This is a genomic window from Paenibacillus sacheonensis, from assembly GCF_009909195.1.
GTDB lineage: Bacteria > Bacillota > Bacilli > Paenibacillales > Paenibacillaceae > Paenibacillus_Z > Paenibacillus_Z sacheonensis.
The window spans coordinates 24770-51765 of sequence record NZ_JAAAMU010000028.1 but is presented as its reverse complement, the minus strand read 5'-3'; the positions used below and the strand labels follow the sequence as shown (position 1 = coordinate 51765).

At 53.3% G+C, this 26996-nt stretch carries 26 protein-coding genes; 3 read left to right on the top strand and 23 right to left on the bottom strand.

What is annotated here, in order from left to right; translation table 11 throughout:
* Positions 1–74: 74 nt before the first annotated feature.
* The 3 genes from GT003_RS29980 to GT003_RS29970 form a co-directional block, all read right to left on the bottom strand.
* A complete protein-coding gene (locus GT003_RS29980; protein WP_161704969.1) occupies positions 75–683 on the bottom strand; it encodes a TasA family protein in 609 nt (202 codons plus the stop codon).
* Positions 684–773: 90 nt separating this feature from the next.
* Entirely contained in the window at positions 774–1355 is a 582-nt protein-coding gene (sipW, locus tag GT003_RS29975) for a signal peptidase I SipW (RefSeq protein WP_161704967.1), read from the bottom strand.
* Complete coding sequence (locus GT003_RS29970; protein WP_161704965.1) at positions 1330–2508, bottom strand: hypothetical protein; 1179 nt, start codon at positions 2506–2508, stop codon at positions 1330–1332. The genes sipW and GT003_RS29970 overlap by 26 nt, the downstream gene beginning before the upstream one ends.
* 542 nt (positions 2509–3050) lie before the next feature.
* Between GT003_RS29970 and GT003_RS29965 the strand changes: the two genes are divergently transcribed.
* Positions 3051–3395: a helix-turn-helix domain-containing protein gene (locus GT003_RS29965; protein WP_161704963.1), complete on the top strand. Its 345-nt coding sequence runs from the start codon at positions 3051–3053 to the stop codon at positions 3393–3395.
* A 5-nt stretch (positions 3396–3400) separates the two neighbouring features.
* Here GT003_RS29965 and GT003_RS29960 read toward each other — a convergent pair whose 3' ends face one another.
* The 6 genes from GT003_RS29960 to GT003_RS29935 all read right to left on the bottom strand — a co-directional run bounded on the left by GT003_RS29960 (position 3401) and on the right by GT003_RS29935 (position 8747).
* Positions 3401–3550 (bottom strand): anti-repressor SinI family protein, encoded by a 150-nt coding sequence (locus GT003_RS29960; protein WP_161705015.1) that lies wholly within the window; start codon positions 3548–3550, stop codon positions 3401–3403.
* A gap of 357 nt (positions 3551–3907) precedes the next feature.
* Positions 3908–4678 carry an enoyl-ACP reductase FabI gene (gene fabI, locus GT003_RS29955; protein ID WP_161704961.1) on the bottom strand — a complete coding sequence of 257 codons (771 nt, stop codon included), beginning with the start codon at positions 4676–4678 and terminating at the stop codon, positions 3908–3910.
* Between the two features lie 160 nt (positions 4679–4838).
* Complete coding sequence (gene uvsE / locus GT003_RS29950; RefSeq protein WP_161704959.1) at positions 4839–5843, bottom strand: UV DNA damage repair endonuclease UvsE; 1005 nt, start codon at positions 5841–5843, stop codon at positions 4839–4841.
* Positions 5840–6157 carry a hypothetical protein gene (locus tag GT003_RS29945; protein ID WP_161704957.1) on the bottom strand — a complete coding sequence of 106 codons (318 nt, stop codon included), beginning with the start codon at positions 6155–6157 and terminating at the stop codon, positions 5840–5842. The genes uvsE and GT003_RS29945 overlap by 4 nt, the downstream gene beginning before the upstream one ends.
* Positions 6158–6266: 109 nt before the next feature.
* Positions 6267–7466 (bottom strand): D-alanine--D-alanine ligase family protein, encoded by a 1200-nt coding sequence (locus GT003_RS29940; RefSeq protein ID WP_161704955.1) that lies wholly within the window; start codon positions 7464–7466, stop codon positions 6267–6269.
* A 72-nt stretch (positions 7467–7538) separates the two neighbouring features.
* Positions 7539–8747 (bottom strand): amidase domain-containing protein, encoded by a 1209-nt coding sequence (locus GT003_RS29935; RefSeq protein ID WP_338046005.1) that lies wholly within the window; start codon positions 8745–8747, stop codon positions 7539–7541.
* A 248-nt stretch (positions 8748–8995) separates the two neighbouring features.
* Here GT003_RS29935 and acnA point away from each other — a divergent pair, with 248 nt between their 5' ends.
* Positions 8996–11713 carry an aconitate hydratase AcnA gene (gene acnA, locus GT003_RS29930; protein WP_161704953.1) on the top strand — a complete coding sequence of 906 codons (2718 nt, stop codon included), beginning with the start codon at positions 8996–8998 and terminating at the stop codon, positions 11711–11713.
* Positions 11714–12879: 1166 nt separating this feature from the next.
* On the opposite strand, the gene GT003_RS29925 is transcribed toward acnA, so the two are convergent.
* The gene (locus GT003_RS29925; protein WP_161704951.1) at positions 12880–13626 is read right to left on the bottom strand and encodes an IclR family transcriptional regulator; all 747 of its coding nucleotides are present in this window, start codon (positions 13624–13626) and stop codon (positions 12880–12882) included.
* A gap of 248 nt (positions 13627–13874) precedes the next feature.
* Here GT003_RS29925 and GT003_RS29920 point away from each other — a divergent pair, with 248 nt between their 5' ends.
* Positions 13875–15041 carry an alpha/beta hydrolase gene (locus GT003_RS29920; protein WP_161704949.1) on the top strand — a complete coding sequence of 389 codons (1167 nt, stop codon included), beginning with the start codon at positions 13875–13877 and terminating at the stop codon, positions 15039–15041.
* Between the two features lie 95 nt (positions 15042–15136).
* On the opposite strand, the gene folE is transcribed toward GT003_RS29920, so the two are convergent.
* The 13 genes from folE to kdsB all read right to left on the bottom strand — a co-directional run bounded on the left by folE (position 15137) and on the right by kdsB (position 26973).
* On the bottom strand, positions 15137–15730 hold the full coding sequence (folE, locus tag GT003_RS29915; protein WP_161704947.1) for a GTP cyclohydrolase I FolE: 594 nt from the start codon (positions 15728–15730) through the stop codon (positions 15137–15139).
* Between the two features lie 44 nt (positions 15731–15774).
* Positions 15775–15999, bottom strand: a complete 225-nt coding sequence (locus tag GT003_RS29910; RefSeq protein WP_161704945.1) for a YneF family protein — start codon at positions 15997–15999, stop codon at positions 15775–15777.
* Positions 16000–16110: 111 nt separating this feature from the next.
* Entirely contained in the window at positions 16111–17295 is a 1185-nt protein-coding gene (gene queG / locus GT003_RS29905) for a tRNA epoxyqueuosine(34) reductase QueG (protein WP_161705011.1), read from the bottom strand.
* 39 nt (positions 17296–17334) lie between these two features.
* Complete coding sequence (gene lepB, locus GT003_RS29900) at positions 17335–18129, bottom strand: signal peptidase I (protein ID WP_239566049.1); 795 nt, start codon at positions 18127–18129, stop codon at positions 17335–17337.
* A gap of 7 nt (positions 18130–18136) precedes the next feature.
* Entirely contained in the window at positions 18137–18688 is a 552-nt protein-coding gene (locus GT003_RS29895; protein WP_161704943.1) for a DUF402 domain-containing protein, read from the bottom strand.
* 194 nt (positions 18689–18882) lie between these two features.
* Positions 18883–19416, bottom strand: coding sequence for a GNAT family N-acetyltransferase (locus GT003_RS29890; protein WP_420831472.1), 534 nt, complete (start codon positions 19414–19416; stop codon positions 18883–18885).
* A 236-nt stretch (positions 19417–19652) separates the two neighbouring features.
* The gene (locus tag GT003_RS29885) at positions 19653–20144 is read right to left on the bottom strand and encodes a hypothetical protein (protein ID WP_161704941.1); all 492 of its coding nucleotides are present in this window, start codon (positions 20142–20144) and stop codon (positions 19653–19655) included.
* A gap of 112 nt (positions 20145–20256) precedes the next feature.
* Positions 20257–21234: a glycosyltransferase family 2 protein gene (locus GT003_RS29880; protein ID WP_161704939.1), complete on the bottom strand. Its 978-nt coding sequence runs from the start codon at positions 21232–21234 to the stop codon at positions 20257–20259.
* Positions 21224–22630, bottom strand: coding sequence for an undecaprenyl-phosphate glucose phosphotransferase (locus GT003_RS29875; protein ID WP_161704937.1), 1407 nt, complete (start codon positions 22628–22630; stop codon positions 21224–21226). The genes GT003_RS29880 and GT003_RS29875 overlap by 11 nt, the downstream gene beginning before the upstream one ends.
* 96 nt (positions 22631–22726) lie before the next feature.
* Entirely contained in the window at positions 22727–23665 is a 939-nt protein-coding gene (locus GT003_RS29870) for a glycosyltransferase (RefSeq protein ID WP_161704935.1), read from the bottom strand.
* 246 nt (positions 23666–23911) lie between these two features.
* Positions 23912–24604 (bottom strand): inositol monophosphatase family protein, encoded by a 693-nt coding sequence (locus GT003_RS29865; RefSeq protein ID WP_161704933.1) that lies wholly within the window; start codon positions 24602–24604, stop codon positions 23912–23914.
* A 27-nt stretch (positions 24605–24631) separates the two neighbouring features.
* Positions 24632–26227: an aldolase catalytic domain-containing protein gene (locus GT003_RS29860; protein WP_161704931.1), complete on the bottom strand. Its 1596-nt coding sequence runs from the start codon at positions 26225–26227 to the stop codon at positions 24632–24634.
* The gene (kdsB, locus tag GT003_RS29855) at positions 26224–26973 is read right to left on the bottom strand and encodes a 3-deoxy-manno-octulosonate cytidylyltransferase (protein WP_161704929.1); all 750 of its coding nucleotides are present in this window, start codon (positions 26971–26973) and stop codon (positions 26224–26226) included. The genes GT003_RS29860 and kdsB overlap by 4 nt, the downstream gene beginning before the upstream one ends.
* Between the last annotated feature and the right edge of the window lie 23 nt (positions 26974–26996).

Here is a 26996-nt window from a genome sequence, read left to right as displayed (position 1 = left end):
TTCAGTTCCGTTTAGTCTAAAAAGAAGATAAAAAAGAACGCCCCGTCGATCCGAGGCGTTCATGTTCATGCTTATTAGTTTTGCGTTTGTGCTTCAAAATCCCAGTGCAGCGTCAGGCTGTCTCTTTGGAACTGGGATTGGTCGCCGTCATTGACGAACGTGAACTTCACTTTGAAATCGTTCGTTTCGCCGTTGTTGATTTTGTCCAGACCGCTATTGTCGATCCAATCGGTGAGAAGGCCAAGGATATCTTTGACGACGTCCGGATCTTGAGAGTTCGTCATTTGCTGCAATTCATAAAGCGTTTTCGAGCCGATGATGTTTTGTCCCGGCAAGTCGTTTGTCGCGTTCCGCAAGAAATCAACGCGAATGTATTTGCCCAAATCCAGTTGGTTATTGCTGCCGTAGTCACCAACCTCATAGGTAGTGTGCAGAAGAACTTTTGCGATATCGACCGTGCCCGTATTTTTCAGGGAGAAGGATTTTTCCCAAGTATCGCCCGGTTTAATATCGCTTACGCTAATTACCGTTGTCGGGCTTGCGGTCAAGTCGATATAACCGGCAGCAAATGTACCCGTTGTGCTTTCAGTGGATGTAAAATAGGCATATGTACCTCCGCCAATCAAGGAAATCCCCATTACTGCAGTTGCCAAACCAAGACCCAGCTTTACTTTGAGACTCATTTTTATTTCCTCCCTTATCGTCCTCTTACCGAGGTGGTTTTTATTTATTGTATCCTTGCGAATTCTCGCAAGGAGGACAATCAATTCTAGCTACGCCAATGTATCCGGATTCGGATTCTGCGGCGTTAGCGGTTCTGCTTTCTTCTTCTCAAGGTCGGAGATTGCTTTCCAAATCGTCACGATCGAGTAGAGGAGAAATAGAAGTCCCGGCACGAGCAGCAGCAGGCTGCCTTGCTTGGAATTCGCAAAATCCATGCCATAGCCTAGGTAAGGAATCGTGAAGCCGGAATACTGCCCGACGATGCGATCGGCCGGAACGCGATTGACGTCCGCAGTAGGGTTGTTGTCCCCCTTGGTGGTGTACAGCTGCTGCCTGTCTTTCGTGCCGACTTCTACGATCCTGTGGGTAATCAGCCTGTTTTCCATATCTTTGAACGTGACGACGTCGCCGACTTTGAACCGGTTCATATCCCCGCCGGGCTTAATGGCCACGATCGATCCTGTTTTAATGCCTGGCTCCATGGAGCCGGATAATACGATTTTGATCTCGTAGCCCAGCATTTTCGGCGCCCCGCCGGATGCTTTCGAGACCACGACGGAGAAAGCAACGATGAGGAATACGACGATCAGCAATAACGTCGCAGCTTTACTCATGATCGATTTCAATTTCATTTGAAACACCACCTGATTCATTGGAGTTGGGTTGCGTCGTTATCGGAATTGCAGGATGATCGGCAGTCTCCGTTTGCTCCTTCGCAGAATCGGAAGATGGCGTGGCTGGATTGACCGAAGGGTTTTCGGGCACCGCAGGATCCTGCTCTGCCGATTCATCCCGAACGGATGGAACCGATTCGGAGCGCGATTCATCGGCTTTCTCTTCCGCTGGTTCGCCGGCCGCCCGTTCGCTGGTCGTTTCGTCCGCTGCCTGCCCGTTCACCGTTTCTCCGTCCGCTTGCTCTTTCGTCGATTCTCCATCTTTCGCATTAGCCTCCGCATCGGCTTTTGCTTGCTCCCGTGCGGCAATCTCCGCGTTGATCTGTGCCAGCTGCTGCTGCAAGTTCGAATGCTGCTGTACGGCGGCACTGCGGGCATCGCTTAACGAACGCTGTGCCGCTTGATAGCTTGCTGCCGCGGCAGCGCTGATTACGGCCGGCTCATTGACAAGTAATGGCGTGGCGTTCATTCCCGATGGGCTTCCGGATAATGCGCCATAAATCGATCGGCCCTGTTCTTGGAAGGCTTCGGACGCGACGCGGCTTCCGTTAATTAAAGCGAGAAATTGATCCAACATCGAGGGATCTTCAGGTGCAAGACAGTGCAAATTAACGCTTCCTATGTAGTCGGACAGTTGAGTCAGGATCGAAGCGGCCGAAACAATTTCGGATTGCGCGCTTGCCCACTCGGAGTCATTTGCGCCGGTTAGACCATCGATGGCTTGCTGCTGAATCTCAAGTACGTCTATTCGCGCGTTTATTGAACTCGCGAATTGCTGCAGCTCTTCATCCGAGGCGGCAGCTGCGTCCGGAATTCCGATTGCTTCTTCATTTGAGCCGTTATACAGGGATAAGCTTCCATAATCGGCCTCTCCCCTGGTTACGTGCTGAACGAATTGCTCCAGCAGCTGCTCGACCTGATTCGGATACACCGAACAAATACCGATTTCCCCGTCTATCGCAGCCTTGGATGTAAAATGTCCGTATGTCATTCCCGCACGGCTTGAAACGGTAACGAATAATAAAAACAGAATCGAGAAAGAATTCATGGAGAGTAAGAGAATTTTGCGATTGCGATCCTTTCGTCTCCTTTTAGCTCTTTCGGATCTCATCTGCATGAGGCCTCCACACCCTTTTGAAGAACAACTTTGTTCTCTATTAAGAACGTCTTGCAACATCAATATATGCTATTTTTCCGTTTTTGAATAGTCTGAAATAACGGCAAATATTCTTTATAACGAACAAATATTTATATATTTCTAAGTTTTACTCAATATATCTTTCATTATCTCTAATTTCCAAATAAATGTTCCCTATAAAGAACGACTAGCTCGTCCTTTTCCCGAACAACACCTTGGTTCAAGTTCTCGTCCGCTAGTGAGCCCGATCATCTAGCTGCCAATCTCCATCTGGAATGGTGCGGCACGTATCGAAGAATCGGCCGTTCGAGCGGTATTCTAAAAAACAAAAGAAACCCAACGTTTTGCAAACGCGGGTTTCTCGACGCCTTGACCTTCGCTATTGGCCTTTTTTTATATACCTGACGCACAACTTTACAAATCAATTGGCACCCCTTAAGATGTGTTTAAGCCTAGAAGGTTCTAAGAGACTAGGCTACGGTCCGTATAATCCACGAAACAAAGGATGCATGAGCATGATTGAAGATATCGGCAGACGAATCCAACAGCTGCGCATGAACAAAGGAATGTCCCTCTCCGAGCTTGCTGAGCGGGCAGAGGTCGCTAAGTCCTATGTCAGCAATGTCGAACGAGGGCTGCAGTCCAATCCTTCGATCCAATTTCTCGAGAAGGTTTCCACCGCGCTGGACGTGACGATTCATGCCATCTTATACGGAGACGCAGCGGAGAATGAACAACAGCTTGATTCGGACTGGCAGCAGCTGCTTCATGAAGCGATGTCGTCCGGCATCAGCAAAGTCCAGTTCAAAGAGTTTCTGGAATTTCAAAAATGGAAGAAGAATAACGACTCCTCCAGCTAGCTCCGCTATACGGTAACTGAATTGGAATCGTTTACATGCTTGCATGCCCGAATAAAAGCTCTGATCTCTTCAACCGTCACGCCCATCGCCCGGGCTTGCAGCAGCAAAGAAATCCATTCTCGATCAGCAACCTCGTCCTTATCAGGAATAAGCATCACCGTGTAACCCTCCAACTTGTCAAATGAGTTCCAATAGCCTGTACGCCATAAGGTCTACCGCAGGACTATTGTCCCGTTTTTCGACGTGTTAGTCCCACTTAGATGATACAATACGTATCGTAAAAACAATGTCGAATCGCGCCCGATCGCAACTTTTTTTTGTATTTCTTACTATTCGGCATAAGAACCGCATTCTCAGGCTTCCTTCCTCGCCTCCATTGTCGAAAATGCTCGAATCTCGCTGTCGCTTAACGTTATGAACCAAAAAGGCGACCTCCGTACCATTGCCGACATCGGCCTGGTCAGAAATCGCCTGTTCTCTTCCTAAACCCAACACTTCAATAACTTTAATGCCTAAACCCCGACAATATGATAGCCGTTATCGCAATATATGATTTCACCCGTAATCCCGCGCGAGAGATTGCTGAGCAGGAACATGGCCGTGTCGCCGACTTCGGAGGCGTCCGTCGTCTTGCGCAGCGGAGACTTCTCCTCCACCTGCCGGAGAATCGAATTAAAGTCCTTGATGCCCTTGGCGGCGAGCGTCCGAATCGGACCGGCGGAGACGGCATTGACCCGCACGCCGTGCGGACCGAGGTCGGCCGCCAAGTAGCGGACGGACGCTTCCAGCGCGGCTTTGGCCACGCCCATGACGTTATAATTGCGCAGCGCGCGTTCCGCTCCCAAATAGGTCATCGTCATGATGCTGCCGCCTTCCGTCATGAGCGGATAAAGCCGCTGCGCGACTGCCGTCAACGAGTAGGCGCTGATGTCGTGCGCAAGCGCAAATCCGGCGCGGGAAGTGTCGACGAACATCCCTTCGAGTTCTTCCGTTTTCGCGAAAGCGATGCTATGTACAAGGCCGTGCAGGACGCCGAAGCTCTCGCGAATGTGGTCCGCCAGCCCTTCGATCTCTTCATCCGCCGTAACGTTGCACGGCAGCAATATCGAGCCCGGAATCGTATCCGCCAGCTTGCGCACCCGTTCCTCCACCCGCTCATTCTCATAGGTGAACGCGAGACGCGCACCCTGCGCAGCCAGCGACTGGGCAATCGCCCATGCGATGCTGCGGTCATTCGCAACGCCCATGACGAGCATGTTCTTCCCTGCTAATAATCCGTTCATTGAATCACAATCCTCTCCGTAGTGGTCGTGCGAATGCGGAAGTAGGACCAGGGTGTATGATACCGAGAATGAGAGCGCTTCCTTTACCAAAAATACCGCAAGAGGCGCGAAAGATCAAGCCTCTAATCCAGCTTCTTTCGCGCCTCCGTCCTATTCCTTCTTACAGGATCTCGATACTTCCGCCGTCGATGACGCGAATGCGCTCGCCTTCTTGCTGCAGCTGGCGCATGTCGTCCATCAACTGCAGCAGCGCAGCGTCCTTCTGCTTCGCCTCGATCATGACGTCCAGCCGCGGAACCGAACCGTTCACGCCCCGCAGGAATCGCAGCAGCGGGCCAACCTCGACGTTATCGGCGTGGCCTCGCGGATCCTTCTCGCTCTTGGGACTCGAGACATGCAGCTTCGGCACGACGGCCAACGGCAGCCCGTCCGGGCCGTTCCACGTGCGAACGATGCGCGGCCATAATTCGTCATGCAGGGACGCGTCGCTCTCTCCGCCGTCATTGACCGCATGATGATGAATGTCCAGCACCATCGGCGTGCCGACGGCCTCCGCCGCTTCGAGCGTCTCGCGGACGGTGAACGTCTTGTCGTCGTTCTCCAGCGTCACTCTGCTGCGGAGCCGGCCGTCCAGCGCGCCGAATTGGCGGATGAACCGCTCCAGCGCGACAGGCTTGTCCCCGTAGGCGCCGCCGACGTGAATGTTGCATTTCGTATCGGGGTCCAGCCCCATATGCTCCAGCATCGTGACGTGGTAATTCAAATCCTCGGCCGACTTGGCCAGCACTTCGGGACGCGGCGTACTGAATACGCAGAAATGATCGGGATGAAACGACAGCCGCATGCCTTTCTCCTTCGCATACCGGCCGATATCCGCGAACGCTCCTTCGAGCGCCGGGTAGGGGTTCCAGTCCTTCAGCGCGTCATGCGTCGCGAGCGGAATAAGCTTGGACGTCATCCGATAGACGTAGACATCATGGCCGACGCAGTGCTTCATGATTCGCAGCGTCGTCCGCAAGTTGTCCTCCGCGATCCGCTCCAATCGGCGAATTCCCGCCTCCCGGTCGTCCAGCTTCGAGAACGTCGCATACGTCATCGTCCGCGACGGCGACGTATCCTTCCCCAGCAGCACGCTCATCGCCACGAACCCGAAGCGCACGATCATGCTTGTTCCCCGAAAAACATCTCGTCCGCCAGCGCCGTCTGCACGCGCGCTTCTTCCTCCGTCAGCTTGCGGACGAGCTCCATTTCGACCTGCGTGATTTCCTCGCCTTGAAAATTGATTTCGGCAATGGACACGAGAATGCGCACGATCGCGATCGCTTCGTTATCCGGCGTATAAGCGATGACCTTTTGGCCGGTCGGATACACGCGGAAGCCGCTCTTGACCATTTTGCCGCGGCCGTATTCCAAGAGCTCGTACACTTCCTGCTTGGACTTGAACTTGCAGACCGAATTAAACTCCGTTTGGAATCCCATGGGCGAACCTCCTGAAAGTTAAAAGCTAAAGGCTAGCCTCGCAGCCGGGCACCGAGCCCGGCTTCGCAGACGCGGGCGCCGCAGCCGCGGCACCCGATTCGGCTTTATCCTAAGCCGGACTTCCTCCGCTGTAGTCGATGCGCTGCTTCTCGGCATGACGCGAAATCGCAAGCGCGATCAGCGTATCGAGCAGCTCCGCGTACGAGACGCCGCTTTCCTTCCACATCAGCGGATACATGCTGTACGGCGTAAAGCCAGGCATCGTGTTCACTTCGTTGATGAACAGCTGGCCGTCTTCCTTGCGCAGGAAGAAATCCACGCGCGACAGGCCGGAGCCGTCGATCGCCTGGAAGGCGCGAACCGCCATCTCGCGGACCGATTCCGACACTTCCGCAGGAAGATTGGCCGGAATATGCATCATCGACTTGCCGTCGATGTACTTCGCTTTATAATCGTAGAACTCGCTCGACGAGGTGATCTCGCCGACGACGGAAGCCTGCGGCTCGTCGTTGCCGAGCACGCTTACCTCGATCTCGCGCGCATCGACGAACTCCTCGACGATAACCTTGCGGTCGAAGCGGAGCGCGTAATTGACGGCAGCGATCAATTCCTCGCGGTTCCGCGCTTTGGATATGCCGACGCTGGAGCCAAGATTCGCCGGCTTGATGAAGCAAGGATAACCGAGCGCCGTTTCGATCTCCATAATATAGTAGGACTCATCCTTCTCCCATTGCGTCCGGTTGAAGTAGCGGTAGATGCACTGCGGCAGCCCGTCTTGGGCGAATACCTTCTTCATCGTGATTTTATCCATGCCGACCGCAGATGCGAGCACGCCAGCGCCGACATACGGAATGTCCGCCATCTCGAACAAGCCCTGAATCGTGCCGTCTTCGCCGAACGTGCCGTGGAGCAGCGGAAAAACGACGTCGAGTCCGTTGTCCCCGCGGGAAGCAGGCACGACGCCGTTCGCCGCGGAAGACACCGCGGCAATCTTCACCTCTGCCGGGACGGCAGATATGGAAGCAGCCTCGTCAGGCTCCTGGTCGGCGACGCCGCCGAAGACCGGCATGAGCGCGTCCATGCCGACGATGGCGTCCCCGTCCGCGAGCCGCAGCACGGCCAGATCCGAAGGCGGTGCCAGCAAGGTGTCCCCCGAACGCCACTCGCCTGATTTTGAAATATAGAAAGGTTTGATTTCGTATTTGCTGTAGTCGAATGCTTTCATAACTGCCAAAGCCGTTTGCAGCGACACCTCATGCTCGCCGGAACGTCCCCCGTAGATTAGACCTACGCGCACTTTCTCCCCCATGATTCAATCCTCCGGTTACGTATAAATTTCCCACACAGGCGGGTTGTCATTCAATCGGGCTGGAAGCGCACGTTAAAACTCATCCGCGATATGAAAAAAACGGTACTTGGTGTTCTCCGTCCAGGCGTAGGAATCTTGATAATCCCAGTAGCGGTGGCGGCTCGGCACCGTATTCGCGTTCACGAGCGGCATGCCGGCCGCGTCGAACGCGGTCACGATCGTGCTGTGCTGAAACCGGTTGTCTCCGCCCCAGTCATAAATAATGACATCGCCCAGAGCGAGCTGATCCGCCGAATCGACGACCGTTGCCCGCAGCGAAGAATTGTGCGGCGCCGATAAATAAAGCTGCAGCGCGTTCGCGACGGCCCAACTGTAGCTCCAATTCTCCCGGCCCCCGCTGTAGCCGCGGTACCACCAGCCCGAAGCCCTTTTTCCAGTATAGTTCATCGGTGCGCTGCCTGCAAAGAGACATTGGGAGATGTAATTGGTGCAATTCACCTCGAAATTCTCGTAGGCCGGGTTCGCCTCGTTCCACCAGCGATCGGCATAAGCCGCCGCCAGATCCCGCCTGTAACGAATCCCAGCGCGCCCATGTTTGAAAAACGGCAAAACATCATAATTTATATAAGGTATGGATTGCGGCTTGCTCTCCGCGGCCAAGGCATGCTCCAGGCCGGATTCGCTGGCGCTGCCGGAAGAAGACGTGCCGTACCTCGGCCTGCGCTCGGACACGATCGGCTCGATCCGGGAAATGACGTACTCGCCTCCGTCCGCGGTCAGCCACAGCCGTTCGCGGCCGAAGCGCTCCTCCGAATACGTCCGTCCCTGCTGCTCGATCGTCCGCTTGACGCGCAGCTCGATCAGCACGGACACCTCGGAAAGCGAACCGGATTCGCTGACGCGCAGCAGCTCGGCGCTCGTCTCGCTGCGGGCGGGCAGAATGCCGCGAAGCAGCTCTTGCTCGCGCAGCCTGCCCAATCGCTGGCCGAAGCGGTACAGGTGGTCCTCGTCGGCAATCACTTCGTCGAAAGGAGCCGCATAACGATCGATCTCGGCTTGATTGTACAGCTTCACATACCGGTGGACGGCCGCCTTCCAGCCTTCCGATTTGGCCGTGTCCGGCGGTTCACCGGCTTCCTGCGCAAGCACGGCGCTGCCCGATCTTCCCGCCCCGTGCAGCCGCACGGCCTGAGCGGAAACGCGGCTCGGCTTCGACTTGCCGGTTGCGCTTTTATTCGTTCCCGTTTTGCCTGTTCCGGTCCGTATTCGCGATCGCGGCACCTGTAATCCCTCCCGCACGTCCGTTAGTTTGGACAAACCTCCGCCAGCAGGCGGAATAACGCTGGTTCATTATATGAGCGCGGGAACCGATTCATGTAAAAACAGGCGGAAGATCTGCCGCCGCAGGTGATATTTGGTCTTTCTTATTTGCTCGAAAACCGCTATACTTAGAGCAGGAATTATTTTTTTGAAATCGTGTTTCACAGAATGAAACCGGAACACACAAAGTCAAGGAGGCGCGACGCGCAATGACAAAGCAAAACGAGTACTCCGTCCGCGAATCGCTGTCGGTCGGCGGCAAGCAGTACGCTTACTACCGTCTGGACGGATTGGAAGAGCAAGGCCTGGGTAAAATTTCGAAGCTCCCTTTCTCCATCAAGGTGCTGCTCGAAGCAGCCGTTCGTCAATTCGACGGCCGCGGCATCACGAAGGAACATGTCAAGCAGCTCGCGACTTGGGCTGACGGACGCGAAGACAAAGAAATCCCGTTCATTCCCGCGCGTATCGTCCTGCAGGACTTCACCGGCGTACCGGTCGTCGTCGATCTGGCAGCGATGCGCGACACCGTGAAGAAATCGGGCGGAGACCCGAAACAAATCAACCCGCTCGTGCCGGTTGATCTCGTTATCGACCACTCCGTTATGGTCGACGCTTTCGGAACGCCGGAAGCGCTCGAATACAATATGGACATCGAATTCAAACGCAACGAGGAGCGTTACCGTTTCCTTCGCTGGGCGCAAACGGCATTCGATAACTTCCGCGCCGTACCGCCGGGCACGGGTATCGTTCACCAAGTCAATCTGGAGTACCTGGCATCCGTTGCCGCTACCAAAACCATTGACGGCGAAACGGTCGTTTACCCGGATTCCCTCGTAGGTACCGACTCCCACACGACGATGATCAACGGTCTCGGCGTCGTCGGCTGGGGCGTAGGCGGCATCGAGGCGGAGGCCGGCATGCTTGGCCAACCGCTGTACTTCGTAACGCCTGAGGTTATCGGCTTCCGCCTGACGGGCAGCCTGTCAGAAGGCGCTACGGCGACCGACCTTGCGCTGACGGTTACGCAAATCCTTCGTAAAAAAGGCGTCGTCGGCAAATTCGTCGAGTTCTTCGGCCCCGGTTTGTCCAACATCAGCCTGGAAGACCGCGCAACGGTAGCCAACATGGCTCCCGAATACGGCGCAACCATCGGCTATTTCCCGGTCGACGACGTGTCCCTGCACTTCCTTCGCGCCACGGGCCGTACGGAAGAGCAAATCGCGCTTGTCGAAGCTTACTATACGGCCCAAGGCATGTTCCGCACGGACGATACGCCTGAACCGACGTTCTCGGACATCGTCGAGCTTGACTTGTCCACGATCGTGCCATCCCTTGCAGGTCCTAAGCGTCCGCAAGACCGCGTCGAGCTGACGGCGATGAAAGAATCGTTCAACGGCATCATGCGTACGCCGGTCGAGAAGGGCGGCTACGGCCTCTCCGATAACAAGATCGAAGAAACGGTCGAAGTGAAGCACATGAACGGCCAAGTGAGCAAAATGGGCACGGGCGCAGTCGTTATCGCGGCTATCACGAGCTGCACGAACACCTCGAACCCGAGCGTTATGCTCGGCGCCGGACTCGTGGCGAAGAAAGCCGTCGAGCGCGGTTTGAAGAAACCGGCTTACGTGAAGAGCTCCCTGACGCCTGGTTCCCTGGTCGTTACGGACTACCTCAAGAACGCCAACCTGCTCGAGCCGCTTGAAGCGCTTGGCTTCTACGTTGCCGGCTACGGCTGCGCGACTTGCATCGGCAACTCCGGTCCATTGCCGGACGAAGTAAGCAAAGCGATCGCGGACAACGACATGACGGTTGCTGCCGTACTGTCCGGTAACCGGAACTTCGAAGGCCGCGTCCATGCGCAGGTCAAAGCCAACTACCTGGCATCGCCGCCGCTTGTCGTCGCTTATGCGCTTGCAGGCACGGTGAACATCGACTTGTCTTCGGATCCGATCGGCTTCGACGGCAACAATCAGCCTGTTTACCTGAAAGACATCTGGCCGACGTCCAAGGAAATTTCCGACGCGCTGTCTACGGCAATCAACCCTGCGATGTTCCGCGCGAAATACGAGAACGTATTTACGCAAAACGAGCGTTGGAACGCGATCGACGTGCCGACTGGCGAAAGCTACGAGTGGGATGCCAAATCGACGTACATCCAAAACCCGCCGTTCTTCGAGAACCTGGGCGCGGATATCGGCGACATCCAAGACATCAAAGGCTCGAGCGTGCTGGCATTGCTTAGCGATTCCGTCACGACGGACCATATCTCTCCTGCGGGCAACATCAAGACCGACAGCCCTGCCGGCGAATACTTGATCAAACACGGCGTAGACAAAGTGGACTTCAACTCCTACGGATCGCGCCGCGGCAATCACGAAGTCATGATGCGCGGTACGTTCGCGAACATCCGGATCCGCAACCAGGTCGCTCCAGGTACGGAAGGCGGCGTTACGACTTACCTCCCTACGGACGAAGTGATGTCCATCTACGACGCATCGATGCTGTATCAGAAGAACGGCAAGAACCTCGTCGTCATCGCCGGTAAAGAATACGGTACGGGAAGCTCCCGCGACTGGGCGGCAAAAGGTACGTTCCTGCTCGGCGTCAAAGCCGTCATCGCCGAAAGCTTCGAGCGGATTCACCGTTCCAACTTGGTCGGCATGGGCGTTCTGCCGCTGCAATTCCAAGAAGGCCACGGCTGGAAAACGCTGAGCATCACGGGACGCGAAACGTTCGACATCGTCGGCCTGAGCAACGACGTGCAGCCGGGTCAAACGGTCACGGTCATCGCTACGCGCGAAGACGGCACGACGTTCGAATTCCCTGCCATCGTCCGCTTGGATTCCCTGGTCGACGTGGATTACTACCGCAACAGCGGTATTCTGCAAACCGTCCTCCGTCAAATGATTGCCGCAAACGGCAACTAAACCGGCCGGACTTATCAAAACGGGCCCGCTCTCTAAGAGAGCGGGCCCGATTTTTTGTTTATTGCAGAGCCATCCGGCCTGCGTGCCTTCGCCTCGGCGCGCTCCTCGGCTTGCTCGTGGAGTCAGCGGGGTAATTCCGGGCGGAGAATGGGGTTCCGATTGCTTCTCTCCGCTTGGTCTCGCGTGGAACTGCGCAGGGAGTCTTTGCGCATGGTAGTGCGCTGCCGGGATGACAACATCCCGATGATCTTGCATATTGTCGACCCGGTTATATCCGCAGCTGGGGAATCTGCGATGTAGCCAGAGCCGATGTTACTAAATCAAGGCGAGGCTGCAAATCCAAACTTCTATATTCTCAAACCGAAGGTTCGTTTCCCGGCAGGCTTCCGTGGCGTGCGGAAGCCCGTGGAACGGAATCTTCAAGCGGAATAAGCATCGTCAGTGACGGCATTAACTCCCTGCTCGTTGGGGTTTCATACAGACGATGCCGGATGCCGTACCGCTTGCGGAGCTTCGCCGTCGCTGGAAGCTGCCCGGTGCGTTCCTTATCGTCTTGGTACATCATATGGCGCACGATGTGCATTCGCTTGTGCGGTTGTCCTGCCAGGCGCTGCCCTATCGTCCATTGCTGCGGTCAGCAGCAGGCGGACGGCTTAGAGCAATGTGGTCTGCGGCATTCGCTCAACATCAGCAACATATAGGTCTTGGCCGCGCCGCCTGTGAGGACTCGTGTTGTCTTGCTCGATCCAACTGTAGCCCACGTCCACTATAGTCCCCAATATCTCAGATCTGTGGCGCTGTAGATTTCTGTAGTCCACTGTACCCCCTCAGTTCTTTGTAGCGCTGTAGATCTCTGTAGCCCTCCGTAAATTTCTGTAGATCTCTGTAGATTGCTGTAGATCTCTGCAGCCTTATATAGCCCTCTGCAGCCTCTACAGCACCCATAGAACTAAGATAGTCTCTGCGTCCTTTGCAGCCCTCTACAGCGCTCATAGCCCCTTCGCACCGCAGCCTCTCTTAGTTCCCTCTGGCAGTTTCCTTACCGCCAAATGGAGCCAGCCTGCTGTCCAGCGCTGCCACCATGAGCAACGCGCAATCTGCCAGCGGCACCTAAACAAATAAGGCGCACCGAAAGCCAAGCTTCGGATGCGCCCCATTACTTACTTCTATTTCAACATCGAACCGAGCCGGTTCGCCGCTTCCATGACGGCCGGTGCCTGCTCGCGCATTTTCTCCGGCGTGAGCCTGTTTGCCGGTCCGGATACGGACAGCGCCGCGACCAGCTTGCCCATGCGGGAGAAGATCGGAGCGGCCACGGCGGCTGCGCCCTGCTCGCGCTCTTCCACGCTCGTCGCGTACCCGAGCCGGCGCCATTCCCCGAACTGCTCGCGGTACTGCTTCCGGTCGAAGGCAGGCGGCCACGATTCGTCCTGCAGCAATTCCTCGACCACTGCCGGCTCCTCGAAGGCAATCAGCACTTTGCTGGAGGCCCCCACGTACAGAGGCAGCCGAGCGCCGATCGGCGCCACCCGGCGGATGGCTTGGATGCTTTGCACGGCCTGGATGCGAATCCGCTCGTTGCCGTCGCGCAAATAGAGACTGACCGTTTCGCCAAGCAGATCCCGCAGCCGCTCCATCTCCGGCAGCCCGATAACCGCCGGATCGTCCGCCCCCGACATATTCGCCGACAGCTCCCAGATCCGCAGGCCCAGCCGATAACGGTCCGATGCCGAATCCCGCGCCACGAAACCGCGCTGTTCGAGCGTTGCCAGCATGCGGTGGACGGTGCTCTTATGCAGGCCCACCTGCTCGGCCAGCTCCGTCATCGCCCACTCCCGCCGCGTCGTGAAACAAAGCAATAAATCAAGCGCGCGTTCGACGGCACGAACCGTCGATTTGCCATCCTCCGCCATCGGCCCTCTCCCCCCGTCCCGGTTTCATTCTGTGAAACTCAATTATACTCAGTATAACCCAAATCGGTACGCGAGGTAAAGCGCGGCGCGATTTTCCGCCTTCTTTTACAGCATGATTACAGGACGTTAACAAATCGTCGACATACATTGACAGGCAGGTCCCGCTCGCCATAGTATAGGAATACAGAACTATTAGAAAGCGCTTTCAATAAATGCGGGAAATAGGACAGTTTGAGGGGGTAACTATCATGAGTACGACAATGACACCGATGCATCCGGCCGCGGGCGGCTTTACGCCCGGCCTGCTCCCTCCCCTCGCGCCTTCGCCCGCGGAGAAGACCGCTGCCGGCAGCCGCCGCAGACATGCCGCGCTTGCGGTGCTATCCGCGTTCACTGCGCTGCTGTTGTTTCTCGGGCTTGCCTTCCATGGGTATGTGGCCTGGGTCATCGCGCATCCCTACGTGCCCGCCCTCACGACCAATCCGTTCGACGCCAAAGGGCTAGCGTACGGCGACGTAGCTTTCCCGAGCAAAAGCGGTCAAACGACCGTGCACGGCTGGTATATTCCCGCAGGCGGATCGTTCTCCGCTCCGAAAGGAAAAGGAGCCGACGGAACCAAGCTGGCGGCGGCCGCGGCAGGCAAGCCCTCCGGAACCAAAGCCGGCGTATCGACCGCGGCTTCTGCCGCAGCAGCAACGGCGGCCGTGAGTTCCGACCGTACCGTCGTCTTCAGTCACGGATACGGCGCGAACCGCGAAGAAACATGGGTGCCGATGTATGACTTGGCCGAGCTACTGCACGGCCTGCATTACAACGTCTTCATGTTTGATTACGGGTATGCCTCCTCCGGCAAGCGTACGCCTGCCACGGGCGGACAGGAAGAATCCCAGCAGCTGCTGGCCGCCGTACAGTACGCCCGATCGCAGGGCGCAGGCGAGGTCGTCGTCTGGGGCTTCTCCATGGGCGCCGGAACCGCGCTGCAAGCGGCGCTGCAGACGGACGATTCCGACCGGATCGACGCCATGCTCCTCGACAGCTTGTTTCTGCCAAGCTCCGACTCTATGTACAATAATATGCATCAATATATGAAAGACCTGCCGCGCAATCCGTCGATACCGCTTATCAAATGGATGCTGCCGTTCTTTACCGGCGTCCATATGGATAAACTGCCCGTCAAACAGGTCATGCAGACGACGTATTCGATGCCGCTCTTCATCATGCACGGGACGAATGACGCTATCGCATCGGTATCCACCGCGGAGCAGATTGCGTCCATGCAAAAGAACAGCTTGTCGCGAAGCTGGGTCGTATCCGGCGGCATTCACGAGCTGCTGTTCAAGACGCACCCGAAGGAATACATCCAGCGCGCGGCGCTGTTCCTCAGCCAAGTAGACGCGGCTTATAAGACTGCTTAACCAAGTAAGCTCCGCTAGAAACATCAAGGGCTCTGCTTTGCCGTCCGCCGTTCAGGCGGCCTGCGAAGCAGAGCCCTTATTTGACCGTCCTATGCTTATTGCTTGAGCAGCGACAGGAACTCCGAACGGAGCGCCGCGCTCGTGCGGAATTCGCCGCGCACGGCCGACGTGACCGTCTTGCTGCCCGATTTCTTCACGCCGCGCGCGCACATGCACAGATGCTCGCCTTCCACCACGACCATGACGCCGTGAGGCTGAAGCACCTCGTCCATAATGTCCGCGATTTGCGTCGTAATCCGCTCCTGGACCTGCAGACGCCGCGTCACGGCGTCCACAAGCCGTGCCAGCTTGCTAAGTCCGGCGATCTTGCCGCTCGGAATATATCCGATATGCGCTCTGCCAAAGAACGGCGCCATATGATGCTCGCATTGGCTGTAATAGACGATATCCCGTACGATGACGAGCTCTTCGTGCTGCTCGTCGAAGGTTACGCCGAGCACGTCCCGCGGATCGACCGCGTAACCGGCGAAGATCTCCTCGTACATGCGCGTCACGCGCGCAGGCGTCTCGAGCAGTCCTTCGCGGTTGACGTCTTCGCCGATGAGGCTTAAGATTTGGCCGATGTGATATTCCATTTTCTCGCGATTATCCGAAACGACCGAATTGACGTAGTCTTTCATCCCTGCCATACGTATCGTCTCCTTTCCCCTGCACCGTCATGCGGCTGGAGCGATTATCTCCGTTTGCCCGGGCGCGGCTGTTGATTTTTCATCATCGTCTGCGCTTTTTGCAGCTGTTGGTTGTTCATGTTGTAGCCCATCTGCTTCGCCATCTTCTTCAGCATTTCCGGATCGTTCTGCATCTTCTCCAGCTGTTTGCGGAGATAGTACACGCCAACGAAGAAGCCGCCGACAGCACCGACGATGAGCGTAATGATCGAAATAATGACCGTCCACATATTCGTTCACCTTGCCTTATCTCTATTTAGTCATATTGCCCTCTATAATAGCATGCGAGACCTGCATTCGCAAACGAAGAAGCAGCCCTCGTCTCGCCCGATTGCTGCTTCTTATTCTCCGCGGCCCGCACCGCGTTCAGGGGCTTGCGCGGATTGTCCCGACTCGTCGCCCCAAGCCGCGAGCGCCGCGCCGAGCGCCTCCTGAACCGCGATGTCCTTCTCGCTATCTCTGCTCTTCACGAGAGCTGCCTTGGCAGAGTCCCCGCCGATTCGGCCAAGCGCCCAAGCGGCCGTCGCGCGAAGCTCGAAGCGCGGATCGCCGCGCAGCACCTCTTCAAGCGCCGGAACGGATGCCGTATCTTTGAAGTTGCCTAACGCGATGACGGCATTGCGCTGAATCGGCTTGCGGCCCCGCCAAGCGGACGCGCTGGCGCCGTAACGCTCCTTGAATTCGCGGTTCCCCATCGTCAGGAGCGGCACCAGCAGCGGTTTTACTTTCTCGTTGTCGGGGACCAGCTCCGCATGATGCGCGGCATGCTTCCCTTTGTTCTCCGGGCAAACGGTCTGACAGGTATCGCATCCGTACAGCCGGTTACCGATCTTGCGCATGAGCTCGTCCGTAACGAGCCCCTTCGTCTGCGTAACGTACGAGATGCAGCGCTGCGAATTCAGCTGGCCCGGGGCGACGAGCGCGTCCGTCGGACAAGCGTCGATGCAGGCCGTGCAGTTACCGCAGCTCTCCGTTACCGGCTGGTCCGGCGGCAGCGGCAGGTTCGTGATCATCTCGCCCAAGTACACCCAGGAGCCCCACTCCGGCGTGATGATGGCGCAATTGCTGCCGGACCAGCCGATGCCTGCGCGCTGTGCCACCGCACGGTCCGACAGCGCGCCCGTGTCCACCATGCTTAGGAAGCGTCCTTCCGGAACCCGCTCCTGCAGCCAAGCCTCCAGCCGCCGCAGCCGCTCGCGCAGCACCGCATGGTAATCCTCGCCCCAAGCCGAACGGGATAATATGCCGCGCCTGGCGCCGGGGGCCGATTTCGGCGGATCCTGCAGCTTGGACGGATAAGCGATCGCGATCGCAATGATGGACTGCGGGTCTTCGAACAGCAGCGACGGCTCCGTCCGTTTATTCAGATCGGGTTCCTCGAAGCCGGATTCATAGCCGAGCTCCCGATGACGTTCAAGCCTAACCCGCAATTCCGTAAAGGGCGCCGCGGGAGCGATACCGATCTTGTCGATGCCGAGTTCTACCGCTGCGGCCTTCATGTCGTTCTTCAATTGCTGCCAATCCATGCTGCCGCTGTCCAACTCGGCACCTCCATTCTGCTTAAGCTATAAATGCGCCCATTTGGTGATCGGCCATAGAACCAGATCCGCACGTCCAAGTATGGCGCTGCGCGGCACGGCCTGAAAGACCCGGCTGTCGCGGCTTGCTCCCGCATGCCGGTTGTCGCCAATCACGAAATAATGATCGGCGGCAACGGTAACCGGGCCGTAATCGTCATCCTCGATGAGCACGTCCGTGTACGGCTCGACGACGAGCTCGCCATTGCGGTACAGCTCACCCTGGCGGACCTCGATCCGATCGCCGGGACCGGCCACGATTCGTTTGACGAGGTATTCCTTGCTTGCTTCCTCGAACGAAGATTCGTCGAGAATAACGACGTCGCCGATTTCGGGCGAACCAAGTCGATAGCCGACCTTATTGACGAACAGCCATTCTTTCTCGTACAGCGTCGGCTGCATCGATTGTCCCTTTACCGTCGACAGGCTGAATACGAAATAATGCAAACCGAGCACGACCAGAACGGCGATGACCAGCGTCGAAACCCAATTCCGCAATTCGATCAGCCAGAGCGGTGTCGTCTTGGTAGAAGCGGATCTCCTGCTTGCTTCCGGACTTCTGGTTTCTGAACGACTCGGTTCTGTGCCGTTCGCTTCCGGACGCCGTGTTTCGGATCGGTTTGATTCGGATTGGATCGATTCGGATCGAATCGATTCCGACCGCTTCGATTCGGGACGCCCTTTGGCTGCCTTGGCGGGCGCCATCCTGCTCTTGCGCGGTCCCAAGGCCGTTTGTTCGATTCCCTGCGGTGTTTCGCTTCCCGGACCCGGACCCGTATTCATTTGTCAGCTACACCTCGCCCATTTGTTTATGCCAAGCCTCGTAGTACGACATGATCAATTGGTCGTTGAACGGCGGCTGTCCGCTTTTCGCGCGGTGAAGCAATGCTTCCAGCCCCTCCATTACTTTTCGGTTGACTTCCTCTGAATAGTGATAGGCGATTTTGTGCATTTCATACTCTTCCTGATCCACGACCTGCGCCTTGCCGCCGCGGGGAACGATGACGTCGAGATCGTAGTCGATGTACGTCAATACGTCGTTTTGGAAGAATAACGGCGAGGCGACGTTGCAGTAATACCGCACGCCATGCTCCTCCAACAGCCCAACGACGTTGAACCACTCGCCCGGGATGAAGAAGGACACGGCAGGCACGCGGCTGATCCACTGCTTGCCGTCCGCTTCCTGTATCGGAGTCTGACGGTTGATGAAAACGAGCATCGATTCCGCGGTATGTTCAGGTGCCAGCAGATCGGCGGGAATCAGCCAATTTTCCAGCCACATGCGGTGCAAATGCCCGTTGTTTTTGAAGCTCTTAATGACGCAGGGCCGATAGGTTGTCATAAGCAATACTCCTACGCAAACTGGATTTCTTGTGAGTCGTGGCATGCGAATACGAGATCGATTTATTATTCCATTTAATGAAGCGCTTTACTTACCTATAAGATAAGAAAAGCATATCTGTACGCCAAAAGCAATGACGGCAGATATGCTTGTCCTTCATTAAAGCAGTATAGAGAGGAATGAAGCCGGATTGGTTACCCTGCGACAATGCTCAGTTTCTGGAACGAACGGAAAAAATCCGCCGTGACATAGCCAAGCGATTCATAAAGAGAAAGGATCGGTTCGTTGTGCTCGTCCGCCGTAATCATGATCTTGGAAACGCCACGTTGTACGAAACGCTGGCGCAGCGACGCAATCAGCTTCTTGCCGATGCCCTGACGTTGATAATCGGGATGCACGGCAATCCGGTAATAGTACCCTCTGCCATTGTCGATCGTGCCGATCATGATGCCCGCGATTTCATCTCCGACCGCGGCGACCAGCACCAATTCGCTGTCCCACGACAGTTGGCGGGCAAAAGCTTCCATGGTCTGCTCATAGCACTCTTCCGACAAGACGGTTTCCAGCAGCTCAGTAACAGGTTGATAATCGGCTAATTGGAAGGATCGAACGTCCATAACTTTAAGCTCCTCTTCAAACGCAGTATGGAATGATAGACTAACGGTTTCTTTATGTAAAATTAATAATACGACAAATTCATGCGAATTCCTTCTAAAACCTTTAAAAATCCTTAAAAAAGTTGCGAATTCACCCGTTTGCTGTTGAAAGCGCTTAAATTTAAGCGCTTTCAACGTTTTTGTTTACCTCGCTTTCTTCTATTTGGTAAACGCTATAGCGACCTTAGTTAGGTATCATCAACCTTATTAGACGCAAAACGACGAACCTCGACGCAAAAGAAAGCGCGAAACTCGTCGTAGCTAGACTATGCGGTCAAGCTCTTGTTCCCTATTAAACTTGAAGGATGTCATCCGTCCGAATTCCGTTTCTCAGCTTCCATAAGCGCGATAATCTTCAGCGAGTCCATTTCGTCCTTGCTGAATCGGTCTTCCAGCCGCTGTTTCATTTCTTCTTTCTCCTCTGCCGTCATGCCGCCTTTCACCTTCGCGGCCATGCCTTTCAACTCGCCGATCGAGAACTTGCTCATGACGAGCTTGATTGCCTCGTCTTTATTCTTGACGACCATTGTTTTAGCGCCCGCAGCTTCCCCGTTTTCCCCCGAGGAGGCTCCCTGGTTCCCTAAGCTGCCTAGCAGCCTCCCGGCCTCTTTAGAGCTCAAGCTGCTTTGGATCATTTGTTTTACCTCGGGATCCGCCATCAGCTCGTCTGCTTCCTTGGAGTGAAGAATCTCGTCGGCCACTTGATCCATGATTTTATTGCCGATCATATGGTAGGCATACCTGTATCCGACAAATCCGATACCGGCGATTAGAAGCAGCATCACGATCCACTTTTTCATTTGGCCCTCCCGCGTCTATGAAATCCGAGCGGCTATCTCGTCTTCCATTATAACTTCTTCGACAGTTTATGACAAAAAAAGACCTCGAACATAACGTTCGAGGCCGATAGGTTTATTTCATGATTTCGAAGCCCGAATTCCGCTGCGGGCCCGTCATGTTCAGCTTAGCCCAGATGTCCCGATGCATGCTGAAACGAACGCAAAGCCTTGCCGGGAGTTTTCGATACCGCTTCCCCAATTGAAATCCGAGAAACTTGGCAGCAGCATCTGCCGCAAGCTTCGGAATCCAGAACCATTTCCGGTTGCGGATCAGGTAGCGCAGTTGATGCCGTACTAGACGCGATCCGGCCTTCCCTACGGCAGCGTAAGGATAAACCCATTCATTATTCCTCATGGATACCCCGTTGTCGAAAAAGCGCCGGAATTGCTGCATGACGGAGTAATGATGCGAATGAACGACCCGCGCTTCGGCAGCATATCGGACCGCATACCCGTTCAACACGCAGCGCGCCGCGAAGAAGAGGTCTTCATTGAAGATCACGGGCGCGTCGAACTGTCCCATTTCGTAGAATACGGACTTGCGGTAGGCCGCGCACACATTGGAGCAGAAGAACGTCTTAATGCCAAGCTCCGGCAAATCGGATTTCAGCTTCTTGGCCGACACCGGCGGGTAATTGCTTTCCCTAGCCATGCGCTCGAGGGCATCCGCGTCCGCTCTGGCCAGCTGGCGTCCATAGGCACATGCCGTATCCTCGTCGGCATACAGCGCTTCAAGGAGACGCTCTATTAGATAATCATCCTCCGGGCATGCATCCTGCGTCATGAAGATCAGCGTATCCCCCCGTGCCTGCTGCGCCCCAAGGTTGCGCGTTCCCCCATGGTCGAAATGTGACTTCTTGATCGGAAGCACATGTACACCTTCCTTACGGGCCCACTCAGCGGTTCCATCCGTTGAGTCGGAATCTATCACTATGATTTCTTCAGGGGGCCTGGACTGGCTTTGAAGCCTTCTAAGCAGCAATGCAAACTCGGAACCCGCATTATATGTCGGAATGATAACGGAAACAGCATGATTCGGATTAATAGGCATTTTTATTCAGCAAACCTTTCGTTACCGTTCGCACGATAATTCGGAGGTCGAAGAAGAACGTCCAATTCTCGATATAGAAGAGATCATGCACGATTCGCTCTTCGATCGACGTGTCCCCGCGGAGACCGTTCGTCTGCGCCCAGCCGGTGATTCCCGGACGAATATGATGCTTGACCATGTATTTCGGAATATCTTCTTTAAATTGCTCCACGAAGAAAGGACGTTCCGGCCGAGGGCCGACTACGCTCATATGGCCTGCCAGCACGTTGAAAAATTGCGGAAGTTCGTCAATGCTCGTTTTCCGCAAAAACGTGCCGAACCGAGTTCTGCGGGGATCATTCTCCACCGTCCACTGCGTATCGGCTACCGTCTGGTTGAAGACGTGCATCGAACGGAACTTGTACATATTGAAATTCCGTCGATCCAACCCAACCCGCTCTTGTTTGAAGATCACCGGTCCGGGAGACGTGAGCTTGGTCCCGACGCAGGCAAGCAGCATCACCGGCGAAGTCAGGATGATCATAATCAAGGAGAAGGCGATGTCGAACACCCGTTTGAGAATTTGGTTGCTAAGTTCGTCCAGCGGAACATCTCTCACGTTAATGAGCGGAATGCCGGCGAAGTTATCAAAAAACGGCCTGGCGGGAAGGACGTCGAAGAAATCCGGAATAATGAGCGTTTTAACGCCGGCGCGTTCGCATTTGTCGATGATGAACGCATATTTCTTATAGGCTTTCAGCGGGAGGGCGATGATGACCTCGTCGATCGTATGCCGCGTTAAGATCGTATCCAGATCGTCGATTTTGCCGAGAATCGGTTTATGCTGCCTATGCTCGTCGTCATGTTCGGTCTGATAATCGTCCAGATAGCCGAAGACGTCATAGCCAAGACCCGGATGCTGCGCGATGCTGTCATGAAAACTGCGACCCAAAGAGCCCGCTCCCAAGATGAGTATGTAACGTTTGTTGAACCCTCTTCGCCTGAAGCGGGACAGGACAAATTTCACAGAGGACCGATAGATGCATAAGCATATGATGTTCGCGACCAAGTAGAGTGCTAGAAACTCGCGGGAAATGTGAACTTCCTTGACGATATAGAGCAGGCTTAGCAAACCTAGGAAGCTTAGTCCCTGTACCTGGATGATTTTCATGGTTTCGTAGGATACGCTCTTCCGACGTCTAGGTGCATAGAAGCGGACGTAGAAGCCGATCAAGACAGCGGCCAACGAGTAGACCGTCGCCCACATGAGATACGTTCTGAAGGGCAGCGTAGGCTCATGCGGAAGAAATTCGCTTTTGAACTTCAACCAATAAGCTACTAGAAAGGTAAGGAGTGTGCACAATAAATCCGCAAACACATAGATTTGAGTCAAGAAACGCTGGTTTTGTCGGATCATAGCATCACTCCCAATCACTTATTTTGGCGATTCTATTTGCATTATATCAATAAATGGCTATTCGACCAACAATAGCAATTCGATACTAGATCCCAATTAACGGAAAACGCGCCGTTGAATCGATTTTCTTTGACCCAGTAACCTTGGCAACGCTCTTGCGATCGTAAGCCAGCACTTCAACAACCCCGGTTCGAATACGAGCATATAACCGACTTGGAGCAGCTCCAAGCCTAGCAGTCTGGGAATCGTCAGAAGCAGCGTCCAATTCGCGGGTTCATTTTTGATAATCGTAAAAATACGATTCTGGTAGGAGTGCCTGCGGATAAACAGAGGAACCGATTTGCGGCTCTTTCTGCCCTCGTATTTCCATCCGCGACCATGAGACGCTTTGGCTTCGGCGGCATAATACGCCTTCCACCCCAGCAGCTTGGCCCGCCAAGCGACATCCACGTCTTCCTTGTACGCAAAATACGTCTCGTCGAAAAACTGTCCGTCCAACTTGATATCGTCGATCATTCTTCTCGCATAGACGGCTGCCGCCGCCGACACGCCGAATAATTCACCTGATTCCTGCCATTTCGACGAGGGATCGCCGCCGCCGCGGTCCCACACCCTTCTTGTCTTCCCCATCACGATACCGGTGCTATCGATAATGTTCGGATCGCTGCCCAGCACCAGCTGGCCGGTAGCGCTGCCGATGCGCCGATCGCTTTCCATGACTTCGATTAGCTTCCCAAGATAGTTCGGATCCAGCCTGACATCCGGATTCAGTGTCAGCACGTAATCCGTCGACGTGAGCGCGATGGCCTGGTTCTGCCCTTGGGCGAAGCCGACGTTTGCTTTATTTTCGACCAAATGAACGTTGTCCAGAAAGCGGCGCACGACGCCGCAGCTGTTGTCGGAGGAAGCATTGTCCACGATGACGATTCGCTCGAGCGGATAAGAGAGCGATAACACGGCCTCCAGGCAAGCGGCTATGTCTGATTCGCTGTTATAAGTGACAATGCATACGCTGGCTGTCGGGGCTGATTTCACGCTTCTTCATCCTTTGAATAGTGTAATAGTGCCTCGCGCCATGGTCTCAACACCTTAAAGTCGTGCGTCTTCATCGCTGCGTGGCCCATGACGGGACACGCGGGTCTCGCTACCGGTCACGGAAATGCGCGATCGAACAGGACATACCGTCGCCAGTATGATGCTTTTGGTATGTACCTTCTGCAAATCTAGCTAAGAGCAACCTTACAAAGAAAACCCCGCAGCAGCCGGAGCTATCTACATCCTTCAACGTGTAATATCTACTCGATATAACTCTCTTGGATCCAAGAACTTACCAGAGAACACTTCATCATTTATCATTACCTGACAACCATGTTCGAGAGCAAGCATCACGCCCGGGAGTATATCCCAGATGTAAGCACCCTTGGGATTTTTAAATCTCCGAAATGATCCTCGAATTACATTATAAAGATTATAAACGGCACATCCCATAATCCTGAATTCTCCAGGTTCTCGGAGACTATTAATTAAGGTATCCGACATTGAAGATGACACGCCGATAATTCTAGAACGCACGGGGTGAATCTCGTCGCCAGTCATTAATTTTATTCCCATTTCCGGTAGGAACAATAAACTCCCCAGGTGATTCTCTCCCTGCCAGAGTCCGAAAGAAATACCCCATTCTTTCAACCCGGAACAAAAATTTTCGGTTCCATCGATGGGATCCAATAATACCAAATAACCTTTTAAGTCGACAGAAGATGAATCGTATGACTCTTCACCAATAAAGACGGCATCGGGAATGACCTTTGAAATATGTTCCCTTACAAGCCTTTCAATAAGCACATCCGAATTCGTAACTGGCGTCCCATCAGGCTTTATCTTAATCTCATAACGCGTTTCTTCTATTAATTCGAGATTATCCGTGAGTAAATCGCATATTTCATTCAACAACGCTCGAATGCTTTCAGTTCTCAACATTTCCACTCCATTGGTGCGCATTGTTTAAACCAGTACGGGGTTATACAAGGAGTCCGTAATAAAGTTCAATCGCACTTTTTGTTCGAAGTCACGTACGACATTAGCGATTTGAGCATTTAATTCCAGCACGACACTTTCCTCCAAATGCGTTTCAAGTGTTTCAATCGCGTAATTATCATTCGCGTTATAGATAAACCCGTCGAATCCTGCTATATCAATCTGTTTTACTTTTAGTTTTATTAAGAGCGCAAACAACATTAAGGTTGCATTATCATTAACTAGCGGTTGAGAATTCAAGTAGTCGCTATAATTGATTTTATATTTATAGTATTCGGTATTGCCTTCTACATTTGAGCTTATTATCGCCCGATTTTCTTTATCTACCAACGATTCTTTAGATTTTTGAAATCTTTTGTCATTGCTAAAGAAATAAAAATCAGGTTTTATTTCATCGCCACTAAAATTAACCGAAATAATTTTCACTTCGTTGAAAGTCAAATACTGTTTGATCTCTTCGTACTGTTCTCTTATGCTGGCTCCCGGCGCAAGAACCAATACCCTCTTTCCTTTAAACTCCTCTGATAACGCCTCAAGATCATTGTGATCGTCAATGTTGTGCTTTTGATAAAGAGAATACAGTTCAAGAATATATTTCTCATCGTATAATTCCCTTTTATCCAGGGTAATGGTATTTAAAATATTACTGATTGCCTTAACTTGCAGCGTTTTTCTGTTCATTAAATACGTTGCATAGTTAGGGTGGCAGTTATTAATTGCCGCTAGATAATATGGTACCGAATAACCCCATGAATGCTTTTCCAAAATCGGATTAATCGTATCATCGATGATCTCAAGCAAGTAGTCTGCACTATAATCTTTATCTTTAACGGAATTCAAATGCTGCGCGATTAACTCCGTATTTAGGTTGCCTGCGCCCCTCCCCATTCCATAGACCGATGAATCGATTATGATTGATCTTTTGGTGTGCAGATCAGCCAACTCTTGTGCGTTTGAGAACGACAACTGCAAGTTATTATGTGAATGAAAACCTACAACTATATCTTTTTGAAGGTTATTGTCAATCAAATAGAACATTCGAAGCAAATCATTCTTTCTCATTAGCCCCAATGTATCCACTATATAGAACGCAAAAGGTTTTATTTTGTTTACAATTTCAATGATTTTTAATAAAAAACTGTCTGTATAGCTGGTCGTCCCTACTGGCTGAACATAAACTTTATACCCTTTCTCTTGAATCTGCCTGCAGTATTCAATTGCTTCCTCAGCTTCTTCCTCATGGAAGGTCACACGAATTCCGTTAATAGATTTGCCATCGTATTCTTTCAAATGATCAATGTTTAAATATCCGTAACGCGTCATGGCTACATATTGCACATCGCCACTATCCTCGGGTAAGATCTTCTTGATTTCATCGACGTTACTAAAAAAGCTGCATTCTTTATTGTAATTGCTGTCTTCTAAAAATCCGCACTCTACAATATCGATTTTTGATTTAGTAAGTCGCGCGATCATGCTCTTAATATTGTCATATCCGAAATTCCAGTCGTTAATATAACCTCCGTCTCTCAAGGTGCAGTCCAAAATTTTTATGTTCGTCATTGTTTTCCTCCCCCTATTTGAAGTCGCTCCTCAATTATTGCAATTACTTTCTCCAAGTCTTTTGGGGTATCAACTGAAAGGGTGTCTGCAACCACTTCAATCATTTTGATTTTCTCTCCGTTTTCAATGAACCTCAGTTCGTTAATATCTTCAACTTTTTCAACGGCATTCCGCTGCGTGTTATTAAAAAATTCAAGCGCAAGATAGTTATATACTAATACACCTAAATGTTTTTTATATGAAAAGTCCATACTAGATTTAGGGTATGGTATAGGGCTTCTTGACATAAACATTGCATAGCCTTTAGAATTCACAACGACTTTAATATTCGTACTATCAACTGCTTCAACCGGGTTCTTTATTTCCGACATAAGATTCGCAACATAAATCTCGTTCTCCGTTTTATTAATCGGAAGTATCCTCCTGATTATTTCCGGGTCAATTAAAGGTTCGTCGCCATTAATGCATACATAATAGTCTGCCCCTATCGATTGTGCAACTTCAAATAGGCGTTCCGTGCTTGTCCCATGGGCAGTGGATGTCATTATGTAATTCAAGTTATACTTGGTGCATATTTCTGCTATTCGGTCATCGTCCGTTGCTACGTATACTTCATTAAATTCATTTACCTTCTTGACTTGCTCATAGACCCACCAGATCATTGGTTTGCCGAAGATATCAGCAAGCGGTTTTGCAAGAAACCGGGATGAGTTATAACGAGCAGGAATAACAGCTACAATCTTCATCTTATCCTCCTTAAATTGTCTTC